This window comes from Streptomyces sp. NPDC001056, assembly GCF_053598955.1.
The window spans coordinates 150,043-174,974 of record NZ_JBSFLI010000018.1; the positions used below are offsets into that span (position 1 = coordinate 150,043).

Here is a 24,932-nt window from a genome sequence, read left to right on the forward strand (position 1 = left end):
CGCGTGGGGGACGGACGGGGACGGTCGTCCCGGGAGTCATTCCTCCACCGTGAGTCCCTTGCGCAGGCGTACCAGCGTGCGGGACAGCAGGCGGGACACGTGCATCTGGGAGATGCCGAGCTCCTCGCCGATCTCCGACTGGGTCATGTTGGCCACGAAGCGCAGGGAGAGGATCTTCCGGTCGCGCTGGGGCAGCCCGGCGATCAGGGGCTTGAGGGACTCGATGTACTCGATGCCCTCGATCCCGTGGTCCTCGTAGCCGATGCGGTCCGCGAGCGCGCCCTCGGTCTCGTCCTCCTCGGGCTGGGCGTCCAGCGAGGAGGCGGTGTAGGCGTTCGAGGCGGCCATGCCCTCGACGACCTCGTCGTTCGAGATGCCGAGGCGCTCGGCCAACTCCGTCACCGTCGGCGCGCGGTCCAGCTGCTGGGCCAGCTCGTCCCCGGCCTTCGCCAGGTCCAGGCGCAGCTCCTGCAGCCGGCGCGGTACGCGCACGGACCAGGAGGTGTCACGGAAGAAGCGCTTGATCTCGCCGATGATGGTCGGCATCGCGAAAGTGGGGAACTCGACGCCGCGGGCCAGCTCGAAGCGGTCGATCGCCTTGATCAGGCCGATGGTGCCGACCTGGATGATGTCCTCCATCGGCTCGCTGCGCGAGCGGAAGCGGGAGGCGGCGAACTTGACGAGGGCGAGGTTCAGCTCGACGAGGGTGTTGCGCACGTACGCGTAGTCGTGCGTCCCTTCCTCCAGCACCTCAAGGCGCTCGAAGAGGGTCTTGGACAGGGCCCGTGCGTCGACGGGGCCGATCTCGTCGTACGGGGGGATCTCCGGGAGTCCCTCGAAGGGGTCGTGGAGATCGATGGGATGATCCAGTTGTTCCGGTGGGGGTGTCGACGTCGCGGTCGGGGTGGGCGAGGCGTCGAGCCGGGGTGACATGGGTGTCCTCCATCGTTCTCGGCATATGGCTGCCGAAGCCATCAGGTGCACTACGGAGTGCGGCGCCTCCAAAGCCGGCGTGTAGAAGTACGTGTCCTTACTAGCCCTATCGGCTTTGCCGGAGCGATCGCAAGTGCGTTCTGTTCTTCTATGTCCGATTATGTGCGGTTGTTCGGGTGTCGCGGTGCGTGTGGAAGGCGTAATGTTCGAGGGCATCAGCGGCCACGACCTCGGGAGAGAGACGGCATGGACCACGGGATGGTCGGCAGCGCACAGTCGGGCCGGCTTCTGGTGGAGGTGCGTGAAGAGGGCTCCAGCGCGGTGGTCACACCGGCGGGTGAGCTCGACCACCACACCGCCGATCTGTTGCGCGATCCCCTCGACGACCTCCTGGGCAAGGGTTTCTCGCGACTCGTGGTGGACTGCTCGCGCCTGGAGTTCTGCGACTCCACGGGGCTGAACGTCCTGCTCGGGGCCCGTTTGAAGGCGGAGGCCGCCGGTGGTGGCGTCCATCTCGCGGGAATGCAGCCCGTAGTCGCCCGCGTGTTCGAGATCACCGGGGCCGAGGCGGTCTTCACCGTCCACGACTCCGTGACGGACGCCCTGGCCGGGGAGGATGACGGCACCGGCTGAGCCCGCGATCGGCGCGGCCGGGTGCGGCACGGCTTCCCCGCCCCTCCCGTCCGGACTCCGGGGTCCCGTGTTTCCCACGGGAAAGAGGGTGTTCCGGCGCCCGGGTCGGGCAGGAGACATGCGGACGGCCGTCCACCACCGAGGCGGCGTCGCCGGGCTCCGGGGTGTGACGTATCCGAGGGCGTGCGACGGTCTCGAACGGGCAGGAACCTGCCCGGACGGACCGGCCGCGGGCAGGGCGCCGAGCGAACGGCGGACGGGACTGATGTGCGAACGACGGGACGTACGGCGGGCGGCGGCGCCGGCGTGGACGGACCGGCCGGTGCCGGAGAGCGCCGGACTTTTCAATCGTGAACTGGTGATTCGGTGAGGTGAAGCGCTGATGAGCACCACCCGGCCCTGCTCGCCGGGCGACCGTGGCCACGAGCCCAGCGGCGCTTCCGGGGCGCCCGGGACCTCCGCGGTGTCCGAGGCATCGGGGGAGGACACGCCGGCCGGCGTCGGCTCGGGCTCCGTGGCGTCCGCGCCGCCCTCCGGGTCCGCCGCGGACGCCACGGGGGCGGCACGCGGCCGGCAGGTCCGCAGACTCGGTCTCCAGGGGGCCAGCGGCGTCGTCCCGCTCGCCCGCGACTTCGCCCGGCAGGCGCTGTACGACTGGGGCTGGCTGCCCGCCGCGACCGCGGACCAGCGGGCCGCCGCCGAGGACGTGCTGCTCGTCGTCTCCGAACTCGTCACCAACGCCTGCCTGCACGCCGAGGGCCCCGACGAACTCGCCCTCGCCTGCGACAACAAGGTGATCCGCCTGGAGGTCACCGACCGCGGCACCGGGCAGCCGGCCCCCCGCACCCCCCACCGCGCCGGCCGCCCCGGCGGCCACGGCATGTTCATCGTCCAGCGCCTGTGCCTGGACTGGGGTGTCCTGCGGGTCCCGGACCGCCCCGGCAAGACGGTGTGGGCGGAACTGGGCGCTCCGGCCTGACGGCGCCGAACGGCCCCGGCCCCGGGGCCGCGTGACCGCCGCCCCGGACGGCCGGCGCAACCCCGGCCTGTACGCGTCTTCCCTCCTCGGGCCCCCAGGCGTACCTGGACCGTGGTCCTGGCGGTGGCGGCGCTGCTCCTGCTGCCCCTCGCGGGTCCCGCCGCGGCGGACGGCCCTGCCGTACGGCTGTCCGCGGCGCGGGCCGGCACCGGCGGCTCGGTCACCGTCCACGGCACCGGCCGGCGCCCGAACACCCTGCTGATGCTCCTGGTCTGCGGCCGGGCCACACCCTCCCGGGGCGTCATCGGCGGCACCAACTCCTGCGCCGACGCCGACGGCCGCGCCGAGGTCTTCCAACTCGGCACCGCGCACGGCGTGTTCGCCCCGCAGTGGGACGACCAGCAGTGGCACGGCACCCTCGCGCCCGGCAGGAAGGCGCGGATCGAGCTGCCGGTCGAACTGTCCGCCGGGGCGCCCCTGGGGCGTGACCCTCTTCTGGCTCCTGCTCTGCCTGGTCGTACCGGCCGCGTTGTTCCGCGCCGGGACGGCGGTGGTGGACCGGGTACGGCCACGCCGCCCGGCCGCCCGCGCTCCGCATGACGACAGCCCGACGAGTCGTACGACTCCCACCAGGAAGGGACCCACGTGAGCACGCGAAGGAGAAGTACGGCGGACAGAGACGACGAGGGCCGCCCCACCCACCCGGGGTGCGACGGCCCTCGTCGGCCGAGTACCGGCGACTAGCGCACGTCGCCCATCAGCTTGTTGACCTTGCCGCGGTACATCCACACCGCCACACCGGCGACCACCGCGAGGACGGCCTCCAGCATCACGAAGCCCATCCTGTCGAGGTTGACCCCGCCGATCGCCGGGTTCGACAGCAGCGCGGTGACGGAGTCGCCCGCGGTGACCGCGAGGAACCAGACGCCCATCATCTGCGAGGCGTACTTCTTCGGCGCCATCTTCGTCGTCACGGACAGACCCACCGGAGACAGCGTCAGCTCACCGACGGTCTGGAGGAAGTAGATGCCGACCAGCCACATCGCCGCGGCCTTGTGACCGTCCTGCGCGATGGACAGCGGCGCGAGGAACACGAAGAAGGAGGCGCCGACCAGCACCAGACCGGACGAGAACTTCACGATCGTGCTCGGCTCCTTGCCGCGCCGGTTCAGCGCGAGCCACAGCCAGGCGAAGACCGGCGCGAGGGCCATGATCATGACCGGGTTGACCGACTGGTACCAGGAGACCGGGAAGTTCCAGCCGAAAATGGTGTTCTTGGCGGAGGCGTCCGCGAACAGCGACAGGGTCGAACCACCCTGGTCGTAGATCATCCAGAACACCGCGGCGGCCACGAAGAACCAGACGTACGCCCGGACCTTCGACCGCTCCTCGCCGTCGAGGTCCTTGTCGCGCAGGATCCGGCCGATGACCAGGATCGGCACGATGAGGCCGATGAGGGTCAGCGGGATCAGCGCCCAGTTGAGGGTGAAGTGACCGGTGAAGCCGACGAGACCGTAGAAGACCACGGCGATGACCAGCCAGATCAGGCCCTTGCGCAGGGTGGCCGACTTCTCCTGGGCCGTCATCGGCGTCGGGACGACCTTGCTCTGCTCGCTGAGGTGGCGGCCGCCGAGCAGGTACTGGGCCAGACCCAGCGCCATGCCGAGCGCGGCCAGCGCGAAGCCGAAGTGCCAGTTGACGTTCTCACCGATGGTGCCGATGACCAGCGGAGCGACGAACGCGCCCAGGTTGATGCCGATGTAGAAGAGCGTGAAGCCACCGTCGCGGCGCGGGTCCTTCGGGCCGTCGTAGAGGTGACCGACCATCGTGGAGATGTTGGCCTTGAGCAGGCCGGAACCGATGGCGACCAGACCCAGGCCGACGAAGAAGCTCACGGCAGCCGGCAGAGCCAGGCACAGATGGCCCAGCATGATGATCAGACCAGCGATCGCGACCGTCTTGCGCGGGCCGAGGAACCGGTCGGCGACCCAGCCGCCAGGCAGGGCGAGCAGGTACACGAGCGACAGGTACACGGAGTAGATCGCCGTCGCCGTGCCCGCGCTCAGGTGCAGTCCACTCGGGGCCACCAGGTAGAGGGGGAGGAGGGCCCGCATGCCGTAGTAGGAGAACCGCTCCCACATCTCGGTCATGAACAGAGTGGCCAGGCCGCGGGGGTGGCCGAAGAAGGTCTTCTCGGTGCCGGGGGTGCCCGGGTGGACCGAGTCCTTCGTCAGGCTGGACGCCATGGTCGTTCCTTGCTGGTCGGGACGCGCGGTGGAGCGTTGCGCGCCCGGTGGGGGTAGCGGCCGGCACCGGCGGGGTCGTCCGTCCGCCCCCAACGCCCGGGGGGAGTCCGCTCCGGATCGCGAAGCGGTGGACGGCGACCACCGGGATCCACGCTCCGTGACGCGACAGTGCGTTCGGAGCCCGGCCAGAGGTCATTCCTTTCAGGGCCGGTCATGCCTGACCGGCCCGCACACAACAAGGACCTTCAGCGTCATATCCCGCCAAAGGTCCCCGGGTGCACTACAGGCGTTCACGTCACTCTACGTCAGGACACCGCCCGGTATGGAAGGACTTGAGACACGGATCACAGGTGTCGGGGGAACCACGCAACGGATTTCGAAGGTCACATCTACGATCGCATCCCACAGGTGATGGTTCGTACCAATGGGCGCGCCAGGTAAGAATCCCTGGAACCGATCACACCCCAGCACCGCACGCGGGCGGTCTACCATCACCTCATGACCCGTGTACTGCTCGCCGAGGACGACGCGTCCATCTCGGAGCCGCTGGCCCGCGCCCTACGCCGGGAAGGTTACGAGGTCGAGGTGCGCGAGGACGGACCCACCGCGCTCGACGCCGGAATGCAGGGCGGTGTCGACCTGGTCGTGCTCGACCTGGGCCTGCCCGGCATGGACGGCCTGGAGGTCGCCCGCCGGCTGCGCGCCGACGGCCACACCGTGCCGATCCTCATCCTGACCGCGCGCGCCGACGAGGTGGACACCGTCGTCGGCCTGGACGCGGGCGCCGACGACTACGTCACCAAGCCCTTCCGGCTCGCCGAACTGCTCGCCCGGGTACGGGCGCTGCTGCGCCGCGGTGCCGCCGAGCCGCAGCAGCCGCCGGCCACGCACGGCGTGCGCATCGACGTCGAGTCGCACCGCGCGTGGATGGGCGACGAGGAACTCCAGCTCACCGCCAAGGAGTTCGACCTGCTGCGGGTGCTGGTGCGCGACGCCGGCCGCGTGGTGACGCGCGACCAGCTGATGCGCGAGGTCTGGGACACCACCTGGTGGTCCTCCACCAAGACCCTTGACATGCACATCTCCTGGCTGCGCAAGAAGCTCGGCGACGACGCGGCCAACCCCCGCTACATCGCCACGGTCCGGGGCGTGGGCTTCCGCTTCGAGAAGAGCTGAGCCCCGCGCCGGGGGCCAGTGATCACCTCAGGTAACGGAACATGCGCCGACGTCTCATCCAGTCCACCCTCGCCGTCGTCCTCGTGGTGATCGCCGTCTTCGGCGTCTCCCTGGTGATCGTCGAGACCCGGACGATCACCAACAGCGCCCAGGAGCGGGTGGAGTCCGAGGCGGCGCGGCTGGCCAGCATCGTGGACAGCCGGATCCTGGCCGCGGAGAACGTCAACGCCGACGCGCTGCGCAACCCGGTCAGCAAAGAGCAGTACGCGGTGATCGAGATGCCCGGCCGGCCGCCGATCGAGATCGGCACCCGGCCCGTGGGCGACGTCATCCACGCCACCCAGCACGGCGAGGAGGGCGAGACGGTCACCGTGCAGGAGCCGCGCTCCGCGGTGACCCGCGAGGTCGGCCGCACCCTGCTGATCATCGGCCTGGTGGCGCTGCTCGCGGTGGTCGCGGCCGTCCTGCTCGCGGTGCGCCAGGCCAACCGGCTCGCCTCCCCGCTGACCGACCTCGCCGAGACCGCGGAGCGGCTGGGCTCCGGCGACCCGCGCCCGCGGCACAAGCGCTACGGCGTCCCCGAGCTGGACCGGGTCGCCGACGTGCTGGACTCCTCCGCCGAGAAGATCGCGCGCATGCTGACCGCCGAGCGGCGGCTCGCCGCCGACGCCTCCCACCAGCTGCGCACCCCGCTCACCGCGCTGTCCATGCGCCTGGAGGAGATCACCCTCACCGACGACCCGGACATCGTGAAGGAGGAGGCGAACGTCGCGCTCACGCAGGTCGAGCGGCTCACCGACGTGGTCGAGCGGCTGCTGACGAACTCCCGCGACCCGCGCACCGGCTCCGCCGTCACCTTCGACCTGGACGAGGTCATCCAGCAGCAGCTCGCCGAGTGGCGGCCCGCCTACCGAGGCGTGGGCCGGGCCATCGTCAGCTCGGGCAAGCGGCACCTCCAGGCCGTCGGCACCCCGGGCGCGGTCGCCCAGGTGCTGGCCGCGCTGATCGAGAACTCGCTGATGCACGGCGGCGGCACCGTCGCCCTGCGCACCCGTGTCACCGGCAACCAGGCCGTGGTCGAGGTCACGGACGAGGGGCCCGGGGTGCCGGCCGACCTGGGGGCACGGATCTTCGAGCGGACCATCAGCGGCCGCAACTCCACGGGCATCGGCCTCGCCGTCGCCCGGGACCTCGCCGAGGCGGACGGCGGCCGCCTGGAACTGCTCCAGTCCCAGCCCCCGGTCTTCGGTCTGTTCCTCTCCCGCACACCCCCGGCACGCAAGCCGGACGAGGAACTGCCGACGGTCCGCTGAGCGCTACGGCACCCGCTGCGTCTTCGGCGCGGGCTCACTGGGGGAGCGGCGGGACTCCGCCGCCAGGATCGACTCCGCCTCCTGCGCGGGCAGCGCGCGGAACACCCAGGTGCGGTACGACCAGAACCGGAACAGGGTGGCGATGCCGATGCCGAGGAACTTGAAGACGTTGCTCTCCAGCGGGCTGTCCCAGCGGAGGCCGTAGGTGGCCAGGAAGAGCACGCCGTTCTCGATCACCAGGCCGACCGCGCTGAAGAACAGGAAGAGCGTGAGTTCCTTGGTGCGGCCGCTGCGGTCGCGGTCCCGGTACGTCCAGTAACGGAAGCCCACGTAGTTGAAGGCGATGGCGACCACGGTCGCGATGATGCTGGCGCGCACCACCGGCAGGCTGGAGACGTGCCGGACCAGGTTGAAGACGCCGAGATTGACCAGGACTCCGGCGCCGCCGACGGCGCCGAACTTGGCCACCTCGCCCACGAGCCGTTGCAGCCCCGAGGAACGCTGTTCCATGGCGTTGCAGCTCCCGTCGGTAGATTTTCGTCAACTCCGCCATGCTATCGGCGCAAACCGCCCGACGCCTGAGGACCAGGCCAGTACCGGGAAACAGGTCGGAAAGAGGCCGGAAAGCGGTGAGTAAGAGCCGCCGACTGGGCGGGGAGCGGTCGGGAACGGACACGCGAGGGGCCGCCGCGCAGGGACGCGATCCGGCCGGTCCGCGGTGGCCGATACGCTAGAGGCGTGACGTTCCCGGTAGTCGGCATGGTCGGCGGGGGCCAGCTCGCGCGTATGACGCACGAAGCGGGCATCCCGTTGGGCATCAGGTTCAAGCTCCTCAGTGACACCCCTCAGGATTCCGCGGCACAGGTCGTGAGCGAAGTCGTCATCGGCGACTACCGCGACCTGGACACGCTGCGTGAGTTCGCGCGCGGCTGTGACGTGATCACCTTCGATCACGAGCACGTGCCCACCGAGCACCTCAGGGCCCTGGAGGCGGACGGCATCCCCGTGCGCCCGGGGCCCGACGCGCTCGTGCACGCCCAGGACAAGGGCGTGATGCGGGCGCGGCTCGACGCGATCGGCATCCCGTGCCCACGGCACCGGATCGTCGCCGACCCGGAGGATGTCGTCCGGTTCGCGGCGGAAGGGGACGGGTTCCCCGTCGTCCTGAAGACCGTCCGCGGCGGCTACGACGGCAAGGGCGTGTGGGTCGTGGAGACCGCCGAGGAGGCCACCGAGCCGTTCCGGGCGGGCGTGCCGGTCCTCGCGGAGGAGAAGGTCGACTACGTCCGCGAGCTGGCCGCCAACGTCGTACGCTCCCCGCACGGCCAGGCCGTCGCCTACCCGGTGGTGGAGTCCCGGCAGGTCGACGGCGTCTGCGACACGGTCATAGCCCCGGCCCCCGACCTGGACGAGGACCTGGCGCTGCACGCCGAGCAGATGGCCCTCACCATCGCCAAGGAACTGGGCGTCGTCGGGCACCTCGCCGTCGAGCTGTTCCAGACCCGGGACGGCCGCGTCCTCGTCAACGAGCTGGCGATGCGCCCGCACAACTCCGGCCACTGGACCCAGGACGGCGCGATCACCTCGCAGTTCGCCAACCACGTCCGCGCGGTCCTCGACCTGCCCCTCGGCGACCCGCGCCCGCGCGCGAAGTGGACCGTGATGGTCAACGTCCTGGGCGGCGACTACCCGGACATGTACTCCGCGTACCTGCACTGCATGGCCCGTGACCCGAAGCTCAAGATCCACATGTACGGCAAGGACGTGAAGCCCGGCCGCAAGGTCGGACACGTCAACACCTACGGCGACGACCTGGACGACGTGCTGGAGCGCGCCCGTCACGCAGCCGGCTATCTGAGAGGCACCATCACCGAATGAGCCCTGTTGTTGGCATCGTCATGGGGTCGGACTCCGACTGGCCCGTCATGGAGGCCGCCGCCAAGGCCCTGGACGAGTTCGAGATCGCGTACGAGGTCGACGTCGTCTCCGCGCACCGGATGCCCCGCGAGATGATCGCGTACGGCGAGCAGGCTGCCGACCGCGGGCTCAAGGTGATCATCGCCGGGGCCGGGGGCGCCGCCCATCTGCCGGGCATGCTCGCCTCCGTCACCCCGCTGCCGGTCATCGGCGTCCCGGTGCCGCTGAAGTACCTCGACGGCATGGACTCCCTGCTGTCGATCGTGCAGATGCCGGCCGGCGTCCCGGTCGCCACGGTCTCCGTCGCCGGTGCCCGCAACGCCGGGCTGCTCGCGGCCCGCATCCTCGCCGCGCACGACGAGGACCTGCTGCACCGCATGCGCGACTTCCAGCACGACCTGAACGACCAGGCCACCGAGAAGGGCAAGCGGCTGCGGGCCAAGGTCGAGGGCGCCGGCGGCTTCGGCTTCGGGAAGTGAGCGCCGTGACGACGCTGGACGAGGCGCGGGCCCTGCTGCGCGAGTTCCCCGTGGTCGACGGGCACAACGACCTGCCCTGGGCGCTGCGCGAGAAGGCGGGCTACGACCTGGACCGTCTGGACATCGCGGGCCACCAGCACGAGCACCTGCACACCGACATCCCCCGGCTGCGCGCCGGCGGCGTCGGCGCGCAGTACTGGTCGGTGTACGTCCCGGCCGAGCAGCCCGACCCGGTCGCCGCGACGCTGGAGCAGATCGACTGCGTACGGCAGCTGCTGGACCGCTACCAGGCGGACCTCGCGCCCGCGCTGACCGCCGCCGACATGGAGGCGGCGCGCGGTGAGGGCCGTATCGCCTCCCTGATGGGCGCCGAGGGCGGCCACTCCATCGCCAACTCGCTGGGCACCCTGCGCGGCCTGTACGCGCTCGGCGTGCGCTACATGACGCTCACCCACAACTCCAACGTGGACTGGGCGGACTCGGCGACCGACGCGCCGAAGGCGAACGGCCTGACCGCGTTCGGCCGCGAGGTGGTCCGCGAGATGAACCGGCTCGGCATGCTGGTCGACCTCTCGCACGTGGCGCCGTCGACCATGCGCGACGCGCTGGACGCGACCTCCGCACCGGTGGTCTTCTCGCACTCCTCGGCCCGCGCGGTCTGCGACCACCCGCGCAACATCCCGGACGACGTCCTGGAGCGGCTGCCCGCCAACGGCGGCGTCGCGATGGTCACCTTCGTGCCGAAGTTCGTGCTCCAGGCGGCCGTCGACTGGACGGCCGCGGCCGACGAGAACATGCGCGCCCACGGCCTGCACCACCTGGACACCACCGCCGAGGCGATGAAGGTCCACCGTGCCTTCGAGGAGCGCACCCCGCGCCCCGTCGCCACGGTGCCGGTCATCGCCGACCACCTGGACCACATGCGCGAGGTCGCCGGCATCGACCACCTCGGCATCGGCGGCGACTACGACGGCACGGCCTTCACCCCGGACGGCCTCAGCGACGTCTCCGGCTACCCGAACCTGCTCGCGGAGCTGCTGGACCGGGGCTGGTCCAAGGCCGACCTCGCCAAGCTCACCTGGCAGAACGCGGTACGGGTGCTGGGCGCGGCGGAGGACGTGGCCCGCGACCTCCGGTCGAAGCGGGGGCCGTCGAACGCGACGATCGAGTCGCTGGACGGCTGACCTCGGACAGAGGGGGCGGGGCGGCCGATCGGCTGCCCCGCCCCCTTTTTCGGCCTCGCGTTTTTTGCCTCACGCGTGGGCCCTGCGCACGTTCTTACACGTGCTCGATCCGGCACAGGCAGAACGGATGCCCGGCCGGGTCGGCGTAGACCTGGAAGTCCTTCTTCTCCCGGTCCCCCAGGTCCAGCGGGCGGGCGCCGAGCGCCAGGACCCGCTCATGGGCCGCGTCGATCTCCGCCCAGGTGCTGCCCGCGTCGAAGTCCAGGTGGAGCTGCTGGCCGTTGCGATCGGCGCGGGGCCACTCCGGCGGCGTGTGGTCCTCGGCCCGCTGGAAGGCCAGCCGGGGGCCGCCGGGGACCTGGAGGGTGACCCAGGTGTCGTCCTCGGGCTCGGGCGTGCCCCCGGCCACCGCCGCGTAGAAGGCGGCCAGGGCGTGCGGGTCGGGGCAGTCGAGCACCACGTTGCGCAGACGGGCGACGGATGTCATGTGTCCTCCTCGGATCGGTTCAGCAGGCGCACAGGCAGAACGGATGCCCGGCCGGGTCGGCGTACACCCGCCAGGAGCGGCCGGGTTTCCCGGCGTCCAGGAGCGTCGCCCCCAGCGCGAGCACGCCCTCCTGGGCCGCGTCGAGGTCCGGCACGGTCAGGTCCAGGTGGAACTGCTGGCCGTTGCTCTCGGCGCGCGGCCACTGCGGCGCGGTGTGCCCCTCGGCCCGCTGGAAGGCCAGCGCCTGCCCGTCGGGCACCTTCAGGGTCACCCAGTCGCCGTCCTCGGCGACCTCCACCGTGCCCCCGAGCAGTCCGGCGTAGAAGCCGGCCAGCGCGCTGGGATCGGGACAGTCCAGGACCACCACACCGAGCTTGGCGAGAGCCATGACGACCTCCTTCTGTTACCCGTAAGAGCGGGTAACCGGTAACGGTGACCTCATACTCCCGGACAAGAGGTAACGTCGCAACCATGAGTGAGAGATCGGCCGCTCCCGGGGGCCTGGCCCTGGTCGAGTCCCTGGTCAACACCGTGGACCTGGAGGACGGCGCCGACTCGCTGGACACGGCGGAGGGGCGCGAGCGCTTCGGGATCTCCGAGGAGGACCTCGCCGAGGCTCGGGAGCTGCGGGAGTCGCTACGGGCCGTGCTGCTGGCCCACGCCGGGCATCCACCACACCGGGCGGTCACCCCGCTGGGCGAGCTGCTGGCCCGCGCGCCGCTCTACGTCGCCGTGGACGAGCGGGACGGCTCGGCGACCCTCGCCCCGGCCGCGGACGGCCCGCTGCTGTCCCGGGTCGCCGCCGCCGTCGCCGAGGCACTGGTGGCCGGCACCTGGAGCCGGCTGAAGGCCTGCGAGGCCGTGACGTGCCACTGGGCGTACTACGACCGCAGCCCGGCGGGGCGCGGCCGCTGGTGCTCGATGCGGGTGTGCGGGGCGCGGGAGAAGATGCGGCGGTACCGGGCCAAGGGGGCGTAAGGCGCGACGGGTCGGGTCCCCCGGTCACAGGGAGCCGGGGCAGAATGCGGGGCGGCGCCGGTTCGGCCGACTGAGCCTCGGCCGAACCGGCGCCGTTGCGCCGGACGGTGCTTCCGCGCGTCCTACGCGGTCGGACGCCCCATCGCCCGGTACGTCCATCCCGCCCGCCGCCACAGCTCCGGGTCGAGGGTGTTGCGCCCGTCCAGCATCACCCGGGCCGCCGCCACCGCGCCCAGCTCCGCCGGGTCCAGCTCGCGGAACTCGCCCCACTCGGTCAGGTGCAGCACGACGTCCGCGCCGCGCGCCGCGTCGAGGGCCGAGTCGGCGTAGCCCAGGGTCGGGAAGACCTTGCGGGCGTTGTCCATGCCCTTCGGGTCGTACACCGTGACCTGGCCGCCCTGGAGGTGTATCTGGCCCGCCACGTTCAGCGCGGGCGAGTCGCGGACGTCGTCCGAGTCGGGTTTGAAGGTGGCGCCGAGCACCGCGACCCGCTTGCCGAGGAAGGAGCCGCCGCCCAGCGCCTCGCGGGCCATCTCCACCATCTGGCCGCGCCGGCGCATGTTGATGGAGTCGATCTCGCGCAGGAAGGTCAGCGCCTGGTCCGCGCCCAGCTCGCCGGCGCGGGCCATGAAGGCCCGGATGTCCTTGGGCAGACAGCCGCCGCCGAAACCGATCCCGGCCCGCAGGAACTTGCGCCCGATCCGGTCGTCGTGCCCGATCGCCTCCGCCAGCTTGGCCACGTCGCCGCCGCCCGCCTCGCAGACCTCCGCCATCGCGTTGATGAAGGAGATCTTGGTGGCGAGGAAGGAGTTCGCGGCGGTCTTCACCAGTTCGGCGGTGGGGAAGTCGGTGACCACGAAGGGGGTGCCCTCCGCGATCGGCGTCGCGTACACCTCGCGCAGCAGCTTCTCGGCCCGCTCGCTGCGCACACCGGCCACGATCCGGTCCGGGTGCAGGGTGTCCTCGACGGCGAAGCCCTCGCGCAGGAACTCCGGGTTCCAGGCCAGCTCGGCGTCGCCGCCCGCCGGGGCGTGCTCGGCGAGATAGGCCGCCAGCCGGTCGGCCGACCCCACCGGCACCGTGGACTTGCCGACCACCAGGGCCGGGCCGCGCAGGTGCGGGGCGAGGGAGGCGATCGCGGAGTCGACGTACGACATGTCGCAGGCGTACTCGCCGTGCTTCTGCGGGGTGTTCACACAGACGAAGTGCACATCGCCGAAGGCGCCGACCTCGGCCCAGTCGGTGGTGAACCCGAGCCGTCCGGTGGAACCCGCGAACCCGGCCACGTGCCGGCGCAGCAGCTCCTTGAGTCCCGGCTCGTACATCGGGGTCTCGCCGCGCTCCAGCATGGCGATCTTCTCGGGGACGACATCCAGGCCCAGCACCTCGAACCCCAGCTCGGCCATGGCCGCGGCGTGGGTGGCGCCGAGATACCCGGTGCCGATCACGGTGATCTTCAGGCTCATGGACGCGCTCCAGCTCGGGGATTCTCTCGTGCGGGCCCGAGCATAGCCGGGCCGGTCGGGGGGCAACTTTCCCGCTGTCGCCAACCTCACGTAGGCGCGGTGGGGCGAGGGGCCTAAAATTTGAGTTACTTAACGGTAATTAGCGTTTGTAATGTCCGTGATGCGTCACTATCACTGCGTCTTTGGAGCGTGAGAGACCTTGGCCGGATCGGCTGACTTCGACCTGTACCGCCCGTCCGAGGAGCACGACATGCTCCGCGACGCCGTCCGCTCCCTGGTCGAGGCGAAGATCGCGCCGTACGCCGCCGCGGTGGACGAGGAGGCCCGCTTCCCGCAGGAGGCGCTCGACGCCCTGGTGGCCAACGACATGCACGCCGTGCACGTCCCCGAGGAGTACGGCGGCGCCGGCGCCGACGCGCTCGCCACGGTCATCGTGATCGAGGAGGTGGCCCGCGCCTGCGTGTCCTCCTCCCTGATCCCCGCGGTGAACAAGCTGGGCTCGCTCCCGGTGATCCTCTCCGGCTCCGAGGAGCTGAAGAAGAAGTACCTGGGCCCGCTGGCCAAGGGCGACGCGATGTTCTCGTACTGCCTCTCCGAGCCGGACGCGGGCTCGGACGCGGCCGGCATGAAGACCAAGGCGGTCCGCGACGGCGACCACTGGGTCCTCAACGGCGTCAAGCGCTGGATCACCAACGCGGGCGTCTCCGAGTACTACACGGTCATGGCGGTCACCGACCCGGCCAAGCGCTCCAAGGGCATCTCCGCCTTCGTGGTCGAGAAGTCGGACGAGGGCGTCTCCTTCGGCGCCCCCGAGAAGAAGCTCGGCATCAAGGGCTCCCCGACCCGCGAGGTCTACTTCGACAACGTCCGCATCCCCGCCGACCGCATGATCGGCGAGGAGGGCACGGGCTTCATGACCGCCATGAAGACCCTGGACCACACCCGCATCACCATCGCCGCCCAGGCGCTCGGTGTCGCGCAGGGCGCCCTGGACTACGCCAAGGGCTACGTCCAGGAGCGCAAGCAGTTCGGCAAGGCGATCGCCGACTTCCAGGGCATCCAGTTCATGCTCGCGGACATGTCGATGAAGATCTCCGCCGCGCGCGCCCTGACCTACCAGGCCGCCGCCGCCTCCGAGCGCGGCGACTCCGACCTCACCTACCTGGGCGCCGCCGCCAAGTGCTTCGCCTCGGACGTCGCCATGGAGGTCACCACCGACGCCGTCCAGCTCCTCGGCGGCTACGGCTACACCCGTGACTACCCGGTCGAGCGCATGATGCGCGACGCCAAGATCACCCAGATTTATGAGGGCACGAACCAAGTTCAGCGGATCGTGATGGCAAGGAACCTTCCCTAGCAGGGTTTTTGCAGGTCAGAAGCTATTTCGAAGGTCCGGAGGGACACCCTCGGCTTTCTGCCCGTTGCGGCCCGATCAGGACCGTTCCTGGGCGTCACGCTGGGGGAATCCTGGGCAGATGCCGGACTGAAAACAGCCACTGACCTGCACAAACAACACAGCCCCCGGCGCGACGCCGGGGGCTGTTGCCGTACGCGTATCAGGCGACCTCTGATGCCTCCGTCGGGTCGTCGGCGCCGGGCGTCAACATCGTCGCGATGGCGGCCCGGCCGCGCTGCTCGACCCCTTCGAAGATGTAGTGGTAGTGCTCCCTCAGCACGTCCGTACTGCTGTGGCCCATCCAGTCGGCCACATCGTTCTCGGGGACTCCGGCGTACAGCAGCCGCGACCCGTAGTAGTGCCGGAGTGAGTGCGCCTTGCAGTACTTCACCTGTCCCTTGCCGAGAGCCTCCATCCAGATCTTCGGGTAGAAGTACGACGCGTAGAGGTAGCCGGTCCGCGTCACGTTGGGGAAGAGAAGCCGCTCCGGCCCCCATACGCCGTGGTTCTTGATGTGCCGCCGCAGCTCGAATGCGACGTTCGGCGGGAGGGGGACGGAACGCCAGGAAGAGATGCTGTCTGCTGCCTTCACCCTCGTTCGTCGGTCCGTACAGGACGCCGTGCGTATCACGAAGGGAGCAACCTCCCCGAAGGTGACGCGGCAGCCGCTCAGCCTTGAGGACAAGGTGCGGGCCCGGATCGAAATGCACGGCGGGCGGGCAACGTCTTCCCAGGTGCTCCCGTTCGTCGGGGCGACCGCTGCCGAGGTCAAGGAACTGTCCGGAATCGTCGTGACCGTGGAACGGTCAGGGAAGAGCGGTCGTCCGTCCACCGTTTTCACAATCCGCGGTGTCAATTCTGGTGACTCTGCGCCGCAGCCGGCCAGCACGGACAGCAACAAGAACCGACGCACTTCCAGTCACGCAGAGACGCAGCCGGCCGGCGCGGAGCGTGAGGAGAACCGTGCACGTGTCGTCCCTCTGGACGCCTACGGCCCGGGACCGAGGCAGGCCCCGGAACCGAAGCGGCCGGAACCGCTCGGAGACTTCAACCCCTTCCGCGCCCTGCTCTGATCAACCGAACGAGCCCCGGCCTTTGTGGCCGGGGCTTCTTCGTTGCTTCGACTATGCGACTGGGCAGGCCAGTTCAGCGTTCGCCCGATTCGGGGAACACGTCACCACTGCCAGGGACAGATACGAGGGGCGTTCCAGGTAGAAGCCGTACGACACATCGGCCCCCGAGTGCAGTTGCTCGACAGCAGCGTTCACCAGCCGGGCCAGGCGCGTAGTGTCACGGTCCCTCTCTGCCGCGAACCGAGGCGCATACTCGGCCAGCCGCTCGCCAAGCCATGACGCGGCCTCCTTCGCCTCCTCCCACGTGCCACGAACTAAGGAACGCGGCTTGATCAGCCAGTACGCCGTTTCGATGGGCGGTAGGTCAGATGTCGGGAACTCCGCCACCACTTCCCGATAGCGCTTGAGTAGTTGCTCGGCGCCAGGTCCGCGCCTTCGGGGCCAGGGTCGCTCTTGTGCACTATGAGCACGCCGCCGACGCCGAATGCACCGGAGAGACGGGAGAGGAACTGTCGGGCCTCACTGCTGCCCAGATGATCAGCCGCTTCGGTTCCATGTGCCTTGCTGTCGCTCACCATGGCCCCTATCTTCGGCGGCCCACGATCGCGCCTCTAGCCTGTTTCCTGTTCCCGCAAGAATTCGTTGCGGATACCTTCGATCAGATCCCGCATTTCGTCACCGGCCAGCGCGGATCGCTCGAATCCTTCGAACTTGTCAACGTAGAGACTCACATCTCGCGGGTCCGTAACGACGACTTCGGCATGGACGGTTTCAACGGTCACCATGCGGTCGTCACGGATGACGAAGGCATGATTCGCGATGTCGTGTTGCTGAACCCGCAGAGGGACTATCCGGATGTCCACGTGGGACAGTCGTGAAATAGAGACGATGCGATCAAGCTGAGCAGCCATCATCTGCGGTCGCACGATGCGCCAGCGCAGAACAGGTTCGGTGATGATAAACCGGAGTGACTTTGCGTTGTCGTAGAGAACCGCTTGCCGTTCGAGTCGCCCATTGATCGTTCGCGTGAGTGCGTCTTCACTCAGGTTGTGGCGTTGGAGAATGGCCCGGATGTACTCGGGAGTCTGGAGCAGGCCCGGAACGAGCGCGGGTTGAAACAGCCGCAGTACAGACATCTGGGCTTCCAGAGCCTTGGCGGCCTGCTGGCCCTTGTGGACCCCGATGCGCTTGAGTAGGCGCCATGCCGTCGCCTCCGTCGCTGACGCGCGTGCGGCTTCCGCGTACTCCGCCTTGACCTCGTCCGAGACGCCGATGGCGGTCAGGATGCGCTCTACGTCCGTCGCGCTGGGTGCCAGCTTCGCATTCTCGATCTTGGACAGCTTGGACGGAGACATGAGGGCGCTGCGGGCCACCGCTTTGGCTTCCTTGCCGGATGCCACTCGCAGCGTCCGCAGCGCGGCTCCAAGCTGTGCTCTGTTCACGTCCCGTACTTGGCCCACCATTCGGTGAACGGTTCCGCGTGCGCGAGAGCCGCATCACGGTACCGCGTGAATTCCGCTGTTCGTTCCGGCGGTAGCACTTCCGATCCCAGGTACTTTCCGCTTCCGTCGTAGTTCATCACGGCCACGGATTCGGAGTCGAAGAACCAGAAATCCGGAACGTTCTCCAAGGGGTTGGGTTTGTCGGTGATGTCGAGGATGAAGAACTCTTCGCCCCCGCTCACATTCTTGTGGTAGCCCCAGCCGAGTTCGAACCTAAGATAGTCCGTGAGCGGGCGGGATAGGATATGGACCCGGTATACCCGCTTCCCCTTCTCGGTGTGCGAGCGTAGTTCTTCGATCCAGCCTGCGTTGTAGTCGTCTGGCTGTGGCTCCCCGGCCAGGAATGCCCGATAGGCGTCGACGCTCCCGGACTTGCTGTAGTCGTCCAGGGTCTCCAGCCGGAATGCCTCGCGCTCGAATGCTTCGAAGAGGTCGCCGAGGGTCCTAGATGAGGTTGTCACGGATGGCCTTCTGGATCAGTTCCATCGGGATCTCGACCAGGGTTTCGTGCGCGGGAATCTGAAGCCCGTGGTCGGTCGGCGTCTCGCCCTGCACCAGGAAGGTGCCACGATCCGTGGCGTAGATCGTCGGGCAGTCCTTGATGTCGCACGTGCTGACCAGCTTGGTGACCTTCATGGTCTGGGTTCCCCTCTCCCGTGCCGCTGCCAGTACCCCGCATCTGGATTGATGCTCCCGAGGGCTGTGCGTAGCGGTCAAGCGATCACGGTTGACGGAACGGGAAACCGCGTAACCTGCGCCGGGCCTGTTCGTACACCGCGCGACTGGCGGAGGTGCCTCCAGCGCACCCCCTGCCTGCGGAGACCCTTGACGATTATGGGGAAATGCTGGGGAACCCTCCTCCCGGAGGGGTGTTCGTACAGGTCAGAGCCGTATGGCCTATAAAGCACGCAGATCTACGAGGGCACGAACCAGGTCCAGCGCATCGTCATGGCGCGCAACCTGCCGTAACCCCCCCCTGGCGGTACCGGAAGGCGTCCCGCGGGGCGCCTTCCGTGTGTTCGGGCGGTCCTTACGACCGGTCGGTCACATGCGGGGCCGGGCGGGGCGACGTAGGACGGAGACACACGGGACCCGCTCCGGGGTCCCCGCGCTCCGAGGAGGAGCCATGGTCCAGCCCGGTACCACGATGCCCGCCATGACCAAGCAGATGCAGGACTGCATCGAGGCCTGCATGAACTGCCACGGCGTCTGCGAGGAGACCATGAGCTCCTGCATGCAGCAGGGCGGACAGGCGCAGATGCAGATCATGCGCGCGCTCATGGACTGCTCCGAGACGACCCGGATGTGCGCCGACATGATGATGCGCCGCTCGCCCATGTCGGGCGAGATGTGCGCGATGTGCGCCAAGGCGTGCGACATGGCCGCCGAGGCGTGTATGTCCGTGCCCGACGACCCGCAGCTGATGCGCTGCGCGGAGGCGTGTCGCCGCTGCGCCGAGATGTGCCGCGCGATGGCGGGCGTCCGCGCCTAGGACGGCGCGCCGCCGTGTGGCCGAGGGCACCCCGGCCCGGGGTGCCCTTGATCCCGTGTGCCGGAGCACGGCAGGCTGGGGCGCGTGATCGCATCCGGGACGACCGCGGCCTTCGACGCCGCCAAGCGGGCCATGTGGGCGGGGCGGGCGCAGGCGTACGAGGCGAGCTTCGGGCGGCTGTGCGCCCACCCGGTGCCGCGGCTGCTGGACGCCGCCCGGGTCACCGCCGGGACCCGGGTGCTGGACGCCGGCACCGGTACGGGCTCCGCCGCCCGCGCGGCACGGGAACGGGGAGCGCGGGTACGGGCCGTGGACGCCGAACCGGACATGGTGGCGAGGGCCCGCCGGCACGGCATCGCCGCCGAGATCGCCGCACTGCCCGAACTGCCCTTCCCTGACGGCGAGTTCGACGCCGTCCTGGCCAACTTCGTGATCAACCACGTCGGCCGGCCCCGCGCCGCCCTCACCGAACTGCACCGTGTCCTGCGCCCCGGCGGCCGGATCGCGCTGACCCTGTGGAGCGCCCGGCGCGGCGCCGGGCAGGAACTGCTCGGCCGGGCCTGCGCGGCGGGCGGAGCGGTGCCCCCGCCGCACCTGCCCCGGCTGGACCCCGCCGAGGACTTCCCCCGTACGCCCGAGGGGCTGACCGCGCTGCTCGCCGATGCCGGGTTCACCGAACCGGAGGCCGCCGAGCTGGAGTGGGAGCACCGGGCCTTTGCCGAGGAGTGGTGGGGCGGCGCGGCGGCCGGGGTCGCCACCGTCGGGCTGGTCCTCGGCGCGCAGGACGCCGGTACCGTCGTCCGCGTCCGGGCGGAGTACGACCGGCTGTGCGCCGGTTTCGCGGCGGACGGCGAAGGGCGGCTGGTCCTGCCGCACGTGGCGCTGCTCGCCGCTGCGACGGCCCGGCCGCCCCTGTCTCGCCGTCGTCCCGGCTAGTTGCCGGAGACCGTCACCTTCTGGTCGTTGTTCAGCTCGTTCACCAGGGTCTTGACCTTCGCCTTGTCCCAGACGAGGTTGCCGCCGGTGGAGCCGGAGATCGGCATGTTCATGGAGGTGCCGTCGCCGCCGTTGACGCCCTTCATGGCCCAGAACATCGAGGCCAGGTTCCACAGGGACATGTCCTTGTCCACGATCAGCGAGTCCAGGCCCGCCCCCATGGTCGGGTAGAACTTGAACGGGTTGAGGACGGTCGAAGGGGTCGCCACCTCGTGGGCCAGGGCCGCGAGGAACTTCTGCTGGTTCTTGGTCCGCTGGAGGTCGGACGCGGCGAACGCGTGCCGGGTGCGGACGAAGGCGAGCGCCTGCTGGCCGTTCAGGGTCTGCTTGCCGGCCTGGAAGTCGGCGCCGGACCACTTGTCCTTGAAGCCCTTGTCGATGTCGATCTGGACCCCGCCGACCGCGTCCACGATGTTCGCGAAGCCCTGGAAGCCGATCTCCACGTAGTGGTCGATGTGCAGCCCGGTGTTGTACTCGATCGTGCGGACCAGCAGCGTCGGCCCGTCCTCGGCGTACGCCGCGTTCAGCTTCTCGCGTCTGCCCGTGGCCGGGTAGACCTTCCCCGACGTCGAGCCCTGGTACGACGGGATCTCCACGTCCGAGTCGCGCGGCAGCGAGATCAGCGTGTCGCCGTTGTCACCGACGTGCAGGATCATCATCGAGTCCGTGCGCTTGCCCTCGGCGGCGCCGGTGTGCAGCTTCTTCTCGTCCGCCCTGGACATGCCCTCGCGGCTGTCCGAGCCGACGATCAGATAGTTCGTGCCCGACCCCGACTGCGGCCGGTCGATCACCTTGGACAGGTCGACCTCGCGGCGCAGCTTGGAGTCGGCCCAGAAGTAGGTCGCGACCGAGGTGACGATCAGCACGGTCACCAGCGTGAGCGCCGTCCACTTGATCCGCCGCCCCCAGTTCGGCTTGGGGCGCGGGTCGGTACCCGGCACGCCGCCGGGGCCGGGGCCGCCGGGGCTGCCGTAGACCTGGCCGGTGTTGTAGCCGCTGTCGTACGCGTCGTCGTAGCCGCCGTCCGCGTACGACGGCTGCTGCGGAACGCCGGCCCCGTACTGCGGTGCCGCCGGGCCGCGCCGCACCTGGCGCATCGCGCGGGCGCCTTCGGGCGCGCCGCCACTGCCGCGTCCATAGCGGGGGCCGCGGTTCTCGTCGGACCATGCCTCGGGCCAGTCATTCATGCGGACCAGTGTGCAGGGCTCCGCCGTATGGCTTACAAGGCCTGTCGGAAAATAAGGGCGCCGCTGTTGCGAAGCTGACACAAATTCCGCCTATGTCGCTTCGGCATAAGGTAGAGCACATGACAGACCAGGCCACGGACTCGGAAGCAGTGGAGCCGGACATTCCGGGCAAACCCACGTCCGCCTCGCGTACCACGCTCAGCCACATCATGACCCACAACGACACCAACCTGCTGGGTACGGTGCACGGCGGGGTGATCATGAAGCTGGTGGACGACGCGGCGGGCGCCGTGGCCGGCCGGCACTCCGGCGGCCCCGCCGTCACCGCGTCCATGGACGAGATGGCCTTCCTGGAACCGGTCCGCGTCGGCGACCTGGTCCATGTGAAGGCGCAGGTCAACTGGACCGGCCGGACCTCCATGGAGGTCGGCGTACGCGTCCTCGCCGAGCGGTGGAACGAGTCGAACCCGCCCACCCAGGTCGGCTCGGCCTATCTGGTCTTCGCGGCCGTGGACGCCGACGGCAAGCCGCGCCAGGTGCCCCCGGTGATACCGGAGACCGACCGCGACCGCCGCCGCTACCAGGAGGCGCAGATCCGCCGCACCCACCGGCTGGCCCGCCGCCGCGCCATCCGCGAGCTGCGCGAGCAGCGGACGGCGGAGGGCTTCCAGGACTGAGGGGCCGCAAGGCCGCGCGGGGCCGGGGAAAGGGTCCGGGCGCGGGCGCTCACGCGTCCCCCGAGCACACCACCTCGTTGCCCCGCACCACGGCGTCGGCACCCTCGGCAGGGCGCCCCGGGTCCTCGAAGCGCACCGTGCGCACGCCCCGGAAGCCGGTTCCCGCGGTCACCTTCAGCAGCGGTCCCTGCCCCGGCACCGCGCGCAGCTCGCTGCCCGGCAGGGCCGCGGCCAGGGCGCGCGCGGAGCGGTCCCAGCGGGGGTCGTACGTGATGACGGTGGCCGGCAGCCGGGCGGGCGCGGTCACCGGCTCGTGGGTGGTGGCGAAGCCGGTCGCCGCCAGCTCGGTGTCGATCCGCTTGGCCAGCCCGGTCGTGGTGGTGCCGTTCGCCACCTGCACCCGGATGCGGCGCGGGTCGGTGTCGACGGGCGTCGCGGCGGGGGCGGCGGGGTGCGGGCGGGCCGGGGTGAGGGGCTTGTCGTTGCGCAGCGCCTGGAACAGCTGGGCCGAGCGGGCCGGGTCCCACTTCAGGGTCGAGCCGATGCCCTTGACCGGGTAGTCCATCCGCCCGACGGGGACGGTCGTGAACTCCGAGGACGAGGGCGAGAAGTTCCGCATCGCGCGGCCGAGGTCGAGCAGCTCGTCGGTGCCGAAGCCCTCGTCGGCGCGGACCGAGCCGAGCACCGCCCGGGTCACGTCCCGGAAGCGCATCGGGTTCAGCAGCACCCCGGACGAGGTCGCCTTCTCGATCAGCGCGGCGAGGAAACGCTGCTGCCGCTTCATCCGGCCCAGGTCGCTGGCGCCGTCCAGGTGCCGTGAGCGCACGTACTGGAGCGCCTGCCCGCCCTGCATGAGGTGCGTGCCGGGCGCCAGGTCGAGCCCGCTGTAGCTGTCCTTCAGCGGCGTCGCCGTACAGATCCGCACCCCGCCGAGGACGTCCACGGTCCTCATGAAGCTGGTGAAGTCGATCTCCAGATAGTGGTCGATCTTCACCCGGGTCATGTTCTCGACCGTGCGCACGGTCAGCTGGGGACCGCCCTCGGCGTACGCCGCGTTCAGCTTGAGCGGGTGCGGACCGAGCTGCCGGCCGGTGGTCCGGTCCCGGTGCGCCGGGACCTCGGCGAAGGAGTCGCGCGGCAGGCTCACCACCGTGGCCCGCTCCCGGTCCTCCGAGATGTGCACGATCATCATCGTGTCGGTGCAGTGACAGGGCTGTCCGCCCAGGTGGAAGGCGCGCCGCTGCCGCTCGGTGATCTTGTCCCGGCCGTCGGTGCCGACCAGCAGGATGTTCATGCCGTGGCCCGCCTGCGGCCGGTCTTTCATGTCCTTGAAGGCGTCGACCCGGCTGATACCGGCGTCCAGGCTGGTGACCACCGCGTGCCCGATGCCGGCGGAGGCCAGCACCACCACCGACAGCGTGGTCATCGCCCGCATGGCCCAGCGCGGCCGTCGCCGTCGGCGCGGGGCGCGCACCGGCCGCTCGGGCGGGGGCGGCAGCCGGCGGGGCGGCTGCGGGCGGCGTTGGGGTCGCGCCGGGGACCGGGGCGGGCTGGCCAAGGGACACCTCCGGACGAGGCCGTACGTGGGATCCGTGAGCACAGTAGGCCGATACGATCTCCATCCCGCGTCGGAGCCCCGGCGGCGCGCACCGGTGTCCCCCGTTCGCGGTAACGTGAGGGCCCTATGAACGCCAAGCCCGACGTGCGGTTCCCCGCTGTATCCGTGATCATGCCCGTCCTCAACGAGGAACGGCATCTGCGCGGGGCCGTCCAAGCGATCCTCGCGCAGGAGTACGGCGGCGACATGGAGGTCGTGATCGCCCTCGGTCCGTCCACGGACCGCACGGACGAGATCGCCGCCGCGCTCGTGGCCGAAGACTCCCGCGTCCACACCGTCCCGAACCCGACCGGCCGCACCCCCGCCGCGCTGAACGCGGCCATCAAGGCCTCCCGGCATCCGATCGTGGTCCGCGTCGACGGCCACGGCATGCTGTCGCCGAACTACATCGAGACCGCCGTACGGCTCCTGGAGGAGACCGGCGCGCAGAACGTCGGCGGCATCATGCACGCCGAGGGCGAGAACGACTGGGAGCACGCGGTCGCCGCCGCGATGACCTCCAGGATCGGCGTCGGCAACGCGGCCTTCCACACCGGCGGCGACGCGGCCCCCGCCGAGACGGTCTACCTCGGTGTCTTCCGCCGCGAGGCGCTGGAGCAGCAGGGCGGCTACAACGAGGAGTTCATCCGCGCCCAGGACTGGGAGCTGAACTTCCGCATCCGCGAGGCGGGCGGCCTGATCTGGTTCTCACCGGAACTGAAGGTCTCGTACCGCCCCCGCCCCTCGGTGCGGGCGCTGGCCAAGCAGTACAAGGACTACGGCCGCTGGCGCCACGTCGTCGCCCGCTACCACTCCGGCTCCATCAACCTGCGCTACCTCGCCCCGCCGACCGCGGTCTGCGCGATTGCGGCCGGCCTCGTGGTGGGCGTGGCCCTGACCCCCTGGGGCCTGGTGATCCCCGGCGGCTACCTCGCCGCGATCACCGCCGGCTCCCTCCCCGCCGGCAAGGGCCTGCCCCTCAAGGCCCGCCTCCAGATCCCCGTGGCCCTCGCCACCATGCACATGTCCTGGGGCTGGGGCTTCCTGACCAGCCCGAAGTCGCTGGCGAAGCGGGTCATCGCGTCGCGCCGGCCCGCGGTGCGCAGCGCCGTGGACGCGAACGCCTGACGCCGGACGCACGCGAGCGCCCGGTGAACGAGGCGCCGACAGGGGGCTCTGGGAAACCGGCTCTGACCTGGGGTTTAACCCCGGAGAGGCGCC

The 24,932-nt window shown here is 70.2% G+C and carries 27 protein-coding genes and 1 pseudogene; 15 read left to right on the forward strand and 13 right to left on the reverse strand.

The genetic code is table 11. From position 1 onward, the window contains the following. Nucleotides 1-36: 36 nt before the first annotated feature. A complete protein-coding gene (locus ACWDD7_RS22070; protein ID WP_450458586.1) occupies nucleotides 37-933 on the reverse strand; it encodes an RNA polymerase sigma factor SigF in 897 nt (298 codons plus the stop codon). 246 nt (nucleotides 934-1,179) lie between these two features. Between ACWDD7_RS22070 and ACWDD7_RS22075 the strand changes: the two genes are divergently transcribed. From ACWDD7_RS22075 to ACWDD7_RS22085, 3 genes and pseudogenes are all read left to right on the forward strand, one after another. Beyond that, a complete protein-coding gene (locus ACWDD7_RS22075; RefSeq protein ID WP_450458587.1) occupies nucleotides 1,180-1,566 on the forward strand; it encodes an STAS domain-containing protein in 387 nt (128 codons plus the stop codon). Nucleotides 1,567-1,948: 382 nt separating this feature from the next. Beyond that, nucleotides 1,949-2,545 (forward strand): ATP-binding protein, encoded by a 597-nt coding sequence (locus ACWDD7_RS22080; protein WP_450458588.1) that lies wholly within the window; start codon nucleotides 1,949-1,951, stop codon nucleotides 2,543-2,545. A 111-nt stretch (nucleotides 2,546-2,656) separates the two neighbouring features. Beyond that, nucleotides 2,657-3,194, forward strand: a pseudogene (locus ACWDD7_RS22085) (hypothetical protein). Nucleotides 3,195-3,285: 91 nt separating this feature from the next. Here the strand turns inward: ACWDD7_RS22085 and ACWDD7_RS22090 are convergent. Continuing rightward, complete coding sequence (locus ACWDD7_RS22090; protein WP_450458589.1) at nucleotides 3,286-4,791, reverse strand: peptide MFS transporter; 1,506 nt, start codon at nucleotides 4,789-4,791, stop codon at nucleotides 3,286-3,288. Between the two features lie 498 nt (nucleotides 4,792-5,289). Between ACWDD7_RS22090 and ACWDD7_RS22095 the strand changes: the two genes are divergently transcribed. Together ACWDD7_RS22095 and ACWDD7_RS22100 are read left to right on the forward strand one after the other, a co-directional pair. After that, entirely contained in the window at nucleotides 5,290-5,967 is a 678-nt protein-coding gene (locus tag ACWDD7_RS22095) for a response regulator transcription factor (protein ID WP_020940464.1), read from the forward strand. 41 nt (nucleotides 5,968-6,008) lie between these two features. Next, nucleotides 6,009-7,280 carry an ATP-binding protein gene (locus tag ACWDD7_RS22100; RefSeq protein WP_450458590.1) on the forward strand — a complete coding sequence of 424 codons (1,272 nt, stop codon included), beginning with the start codon at nucleotides 6,009-6,011 and terminating at the stop codon, nucleotides 7,278-7,280. A gap of 3 nt (nucleotides 7,281-7,283) precedes the next feature. Here ACWDD7_RS22100 and ACWDD7_RS22105 read toward each other — a convergent pair whose 3' ends face one another. Then, nucleotides 7,284-7,790 (reverse strand): GtrA family protein, encoded by a 507-nt coding sequence (locus ACWDD7_RS22105; protein ID WP_392216140.1) that lies wholly within the window; start codon nucleotides 7,788-7,790, stop codon nucleotides 7,284-7,286. A 228-nt stretch (nucleotides 7,791-8,018) separates the two neighbouring features. Here ACWDD7_RS22105 and ACWDD7_RS22110 point away from each other — a divergent pair, with 228 nt between their 5' ends. Genes ACWDD7_RS22110 through ACWDD7_RS22120 form a run of 3 tightly spaced genes read left to right on the forward strand, consistent with a single transcriptional unit; the run spans nucleotide 8,019 to nucleotide 10,860 of the window. Continuing rightward, nucleotides 8,019-9,158 (forward strand): 5-(carboxyamino)imidazole ribonucleotide synthase, encoded by a 1,140-nt coding sequence (locus tag ACWDD7_RS22110; RefSeq protein WP_450458591.1) that lies wholly within the window; start codon nucleotides 8,019-8,021, stop codon nucleotides 9,156-9,158. Continuing rightward, nucleotides 9,155-9,676: a 5-(carboxyamino)imidazole ribonucleotide mutase gene (purE, locus tag ACWDD7_RS22115; protein ID WP_450458592.1), complete on the forward strand. Its 522-nt coding sequence runs from the start codon at nucleotides 9,155-9,157 to the stop codon at nucleotides 9,674-9,676. Before ACWDD7_RS22110 ends, purE begins: the two co-directional genes overlap by 4 nt. Before the next feature lie 5 nt (nucleotides 9,677-9,681). Further along, nucleotides 9,682-10,860, forward strand: coding sequence for a dipeptidase (locus ACWDD7_RS22120; RefSeq protein ID WP_351876852.1), 1,179 nt, complete (start codon nucleotides 9,682-9,684; stop codon nucleotides 10,858-10,860). Nucleotides 10,861-10,954: 94 nt separating this feature from the next. Here ACWDD7_RS22120 and ACWDD7_RS22125 read toward each other — a convergent pair whose 3' ends face one another. Beyond that, nucleotides 10,955-11,347: a VOC family protein gene (locus tag ACWDD7_RS22125; protein WP_450458593.1), complete on the reverse strand. Its 393-nt coding sequence runs from the start codon at nucleotides 11,345-11,347 to the stop codon at nucleotides 10,955-10,957. Between the two features lie 19 nt (nucleotides 11,348-11,366). Then, the gene (locus tag ACWDD7_RS22130) at nucleotides 11,367-11,735 is read right to left on the reverse strand and encodes a VOC family protein (protein WP_351876850.1); all 369 of its coding nucleotides are present in this window, start codon (nucleotides 11,733-11,735) and stop codon (nucleotides 11,367-11,369) included. Between the two features lie 83 nt (nucleotides 11,736-11,818). Between ACWDD7_RS22130 and ACWDD7_RS22135 the strand changes: the two genes are divergently transcribed. Next, on the forward strand, nucleotides 11,819-12,325 hold the full coding sequence (locus ACWDD7_RS22135) for a CGNR zinc finger domain-containing protein (protein ID WP_351876849.1): 507 nt from the start codon (nucleotides 11,819-11,821) through the stop codon (nucleotides 12,323-12,325). A gap of 122 nt (nucleotides 12,326-12,447) precedes the next feature. Here ACWDD7_RS22135 and ACWDD7_RS22140 read toward each other — a convergent pair whose 3' ends face one another. Further along, nucleotides 12,448-13,791 carry a UDP-glucose dehydrogenase family protein gene (locus tag ACWDD7_RS22140; RefSeq protein WP_450458594.1) on the reverse strand — a complete coding sequence of 448 codons (1,344 nt, stop codon included), beginning with the start codon at nucleotides 13,789-13,791 and terminating at the stop codon, nucleotides 12,448-12,450. A gap of 199 nt (nucleotides 13,792-13,990) precedes the next feature. Here ACWDD7_RS22140 and ACWDD7_RS22145 point away from each other — a divergent pair, with 199 nt between their 5' ends. Then, nucleotides 13,991-15,148, forward strand: coding sequence for an acyl-CoA dehydrogenase family protein (locus ACWDD7_RS22145; protein ID WP_285563242.1), 1,158 nt, complete (start codon nucleotides 13,991-13,993; stop codon nucleotides 15,146-15,148). A 199-nt stretch (nucleotides 15,149-15,347) separates the two neighbouring features. Here ACWDD7_RS22145 and ACWDD7_RS22150 read toward each other — a convergent pair whose 3' ends face one another. Beyond that, the gene (locus ACWDD7_RS22150; protein ID WP_450458595.1) at nucleotides 15,348-15,779 is read right to left on the reverse strand and encodes a tyrosine-type recombinase/integrase; all 432 of its coding nucleotides are present in this window, start codon (nucleotides 15,777-15,779) and stop codon (nucleotides 15,348-15,350) included. 61 nt (nucleotides 15,780-15,840) lie between these two features. On the opposite strand from ACWDD7_RS22150, the gene ACWDD7_RS22155 reads away from it, so the two are divergent. Next, nucleotides 15,841-16,260 (forward strand): hypothetical protein, encoded by a 420-nt coding sequence (locus ACWDD7_RS22155; RefSeq protein WP_450458596.1) that lies wholly within the window; start codon nucleotides 15,841-15,843, stop codon nucleotides 16,258-16,260. Between the two features lie 51 nt (nucleotides 16,261-16,311). Here the strand turns inward: ACWDD7_RS22155 and ACWDD7_RS22160 are convergent, their stop codons facing one another. The 4 genes from ACWDD7_RS22160 to ACWDD7_RS22175 all read right to left on the reverse strand — a co-directional run bounded on the left by ACWDD7_RS22160 (nucleotide 16,312) and on the right by ACWDD7_RS22175 (nucleotide 18,398). Continuing rightward, nucleotides 16,312-16,746, reverse strand: a complete 435-nt coding sequence (locus ACWDD7_RS22160) for a hypothetical protein (protein ID WP_450458610.1) — start codon at nucleotides 16,744-16,746, stop codon at nucleotides 16,312-16,314. A gap of 125 nt (nucleotides 16,747-16,871) precedes the next feature. After that, nucleotides 16,872-17,702, reverse strand: coding sequence for a helix-turn-helix domain-containing protein (locus ACWDD7_RS22165; protein ID WP_450458597.1), 831 nt, complete (start codon nucleotides 17,700-17,702; stop codon nucleotides 16,872-16,874). Further along, entirely contained in the window at nucleotides 17,699-18,223 is a 525-nt protein-coding gene (locus ACWDD7_RS22170; RefSeq protein WP_450458598.1) for a DUF6879 family protein, read from the reverse strand. The genes ACWDD7_RS22165 and ACWDD7_RS22170 overlap by 4 nt, the downstream gene beginning before the upstream one ends. After that, nucleotides 18,207-18,398 (reverse strand): hypothetical protein, encoded by a 192-nt coding sequence (locus ACWDD7_RS22175; protein WP_030115393.1) that lies wholly within the window; start codon nucleotides 18,396-18,398, stop codon nucleotides 18,207-18,209. Before ACWDD7_RS22175 ends, ACWDD7_RS22170 begins: the two co-directional genes overlap by 17 nt. A 490-nt stretch (nucleotides 18,399-18,888) precedes the next feature. Here ACWDD7_RS22175 and ACWDD7_RS22180 point away from each other — a divergent pair, with 490 nt between their 5' ends. Together ACWDD7_RS22180 and ACWDD7_RS22185 are read left to right on the forward strand one after the other, a co-directional pair. Then, entirely contained in the window at nucleotides 18,889-19,254 is a 366-nt protein-coding gene (locus ACWDD7_RS22180; RefSeq protein ID WP_450458599.1) for a four-helix bundle copper-binding protein, read from the forward strand. Between the two features lie 132 nt (nucleotides 19,255-19,386). After that, nucleotides 19,387-20,190: a class I SAM-dependent methyltransferase gene (locus tag ACWDD7_RS22185; protein WP_450458611.1), complete on the forward strand. Its 804-nt coding sequence runs from the start codon at nucleotides 19,387-19,389 to the stop codon at nucleotides 20,188-20,190. On the opposite strand, the gene ACWDD7_RS22190 is transcribed toward ACWDD7_RS22185, so the two are convergent. After that, nucleotides 20,187-21,437, reverse strand: a complete 1,251-nt coding sequence (locus tag ACWDD7_RS22190) for an LCP family protein (RefSeq protein WP_450458600.1) — start codon at nucleotides 21,435-21,437, stop codon at nucleotides 20,187-20,189. The genes ACWDD7_RS22185 and ACWDD7_RS22190 overlap by 4 nt on opposite strands. Before the next feature lie 119 nt (nucleotides 21,438-21,556). Between ACWDD7_RS22190 and ACWDD7_RS22195 the strand changes: the two genes are divergently transcribed. Then, on the forward strand, nucleotides 21,557-22,114 hold the full coding sequence (locus ACWDD7_RS22195; protein WP_392216159.1) for an acyl-CoA thioesterase: 558 nt from the start codon (nucleotides 21,557-21,559) through the stop codon (nucleotides 22,112-22,114). 49 nt (nucleotides 22,115-22,163) lie between these two features. Here the strand turns inward: ACWDD7_RS22195 and ACWDD7_RS22200 are convergent, their stop codons facing one another. Continuing rightward, nucleotides 22,164-23,672: an LCP family protein gene (locus ACWDD7_RS22200; protein WP_450458601.1), complete on the reverse strand. Its 1,509-nt coding sequence runs from the start codon at nucleotides 23,670-23,672 to the stop codon at nucleotides 22,164-22,166. A 126-nt stretch (nucleotides 23,673-23,798) separates the two neighbouring features. Between ACWDD7_RS22200 and ACWDD7_RS22205 the strand changes: the two genes are divergently transcribed. Continuing rightward, entirely contained in the window at nucleotides 23,799-24,839 is a 1,041-nt protein-coding gene (locus tag ACWDD7_RS22205; RefSeq protein ID WP_450458602.1) for a glycosyltransferase family 2 protein, read from the forward strand. Nucleotides 24,840-24,932 lie beyond the last annotated feature (93 nt).

Bases quoted from the DNA above. Each gene is read 5' to 3' on its own strand.
- ACWDD7_RS22090 (WP_450458589.1), bottom strand. From the start codon at position 4,791: ATGGCGTCCAGCCTGACGAAGGACTCGGTCCACCCGGGCACCCCCGGC.
- purE (WP_450458592.1), top strand. From the start codon at position 9,155: ATGAGCCCTGTTGTTGGCATCGTCATGGGGTCGGACTCCGACTGGCCC.
- ACWDD7_RS22175 (WP_030115393.1), bottom strand. From the start codon at position 18,398: ATGAAGGTCACCAAGCTGGTCAGCACGTGCGACATCAAGGACTGCCCG.
- ACWDD7_RS22185 (WP_450458611.1), top strand. From the start codon at position 19,387: ATGTGGGCGGGGCGGGCGCAGGCGTACGAGGCGAGCTTCGGGCGGCTG.
- ACWDD7_RS22190 (WP_450458600.1), bottom strand. From the start codon at position 21,437: ATGAATGACTGGCCCGAGGCATGGTCCGACGAGAACCGCGGCCCCCGC.
- ACWDD7_RS22070 (WP_450458586.1), bottom strand. From the start codon at position 933: ATGTCACCCCGGCTCGACGCCTCGCCCACCCCGACCGCGACGTCGACA.
- ACWDD7_RS22075 (WP_450458587.1), top strand. From the start codon at position 1,180: ATGGACCACGGGATGGTCGGCAGCGCACAGTCGGGCCGGCTTCTGGTG.
- ACWDD7_RS22135 (WP_351876849.1), top strand. From the start codon at position 11,819: ATGAGTGAGAGATCGGCCGCTCCCGGGGGCCTGGCCCTGGTCGAGTCC.
- ACWDD7_RS22130 (WP_351876850.1), bottom strand. From the start codon at position 11,735: ATGGCTCTCGCCAAGCTCGGTGTGGTGGTCCTGGACTGTCCCGATCCC.
- ACWDD7_RS22205 (WP_450458602.1), top strand. From the start codon at position 23,799: ATGAACGCCAAGCCCGACGTGCGGTTCCCCGCTGTATCCGTGATCATG.
- ACWDD7_RS22180 (WP_450458599.1), top strand. From the start codon at position 18,889: ATGGTCCAGCCCGGTACCACGATGCCCGCCATGACCAAGCAGATGCAG.
- ACWDD7_RS22195 (WP_392216159.1), top strand. From the start codon at position 21,557: ATGACAGACCAGGCCACGGACTCGGAAGCAGTGGAGCCGGACATTCCG.
- ACWDD7_RS22140 (WP_450458594.1), bottom strand. From the start codon at position 13,791: ATGAGCCTGAAGATCACCGTGATCGGCACCGGGTATCTCGGCGCCACC.
- ACWDD7_RS22095 (WP_020940464.1), top strand. From the start codon at position 5,290: ATGACCCGTGTACTGCTCGCCGAGGACGACGCGTCCATCTCGGAGCCG.
- ACWDD7_RS22100 (WP_450458590.1), top strand. From the start codon at position 6,009: ATGCGCCGACGTCTCATCCAGTCCACCCTCGCCGTCGTCCTCGTGGTG.
- ACWDD7_RS22125 (WP_450458593.1), bottom strand. From the start codon at position 11,347: ATGACATCCGTCGCCCGTCTGCGCAACGTGGTGCTCGACTGCCCCGAC.
- ACWDD7_RS22080 (WP_450458588.1), top strand. From the start codon at position 1,949: ATGAGCACCACCCGGCCCTGCTCGCCGGGCGACCGTGGCCACGAGCCC.
- ACWDD7_RS22105 (WP_392216140.1), bottom strand. From the start codon at position 7,790: ATGGAACAGCGTTCCTCGGGGCTGCAACGGCTCGTGGGCGAGGTGGCC.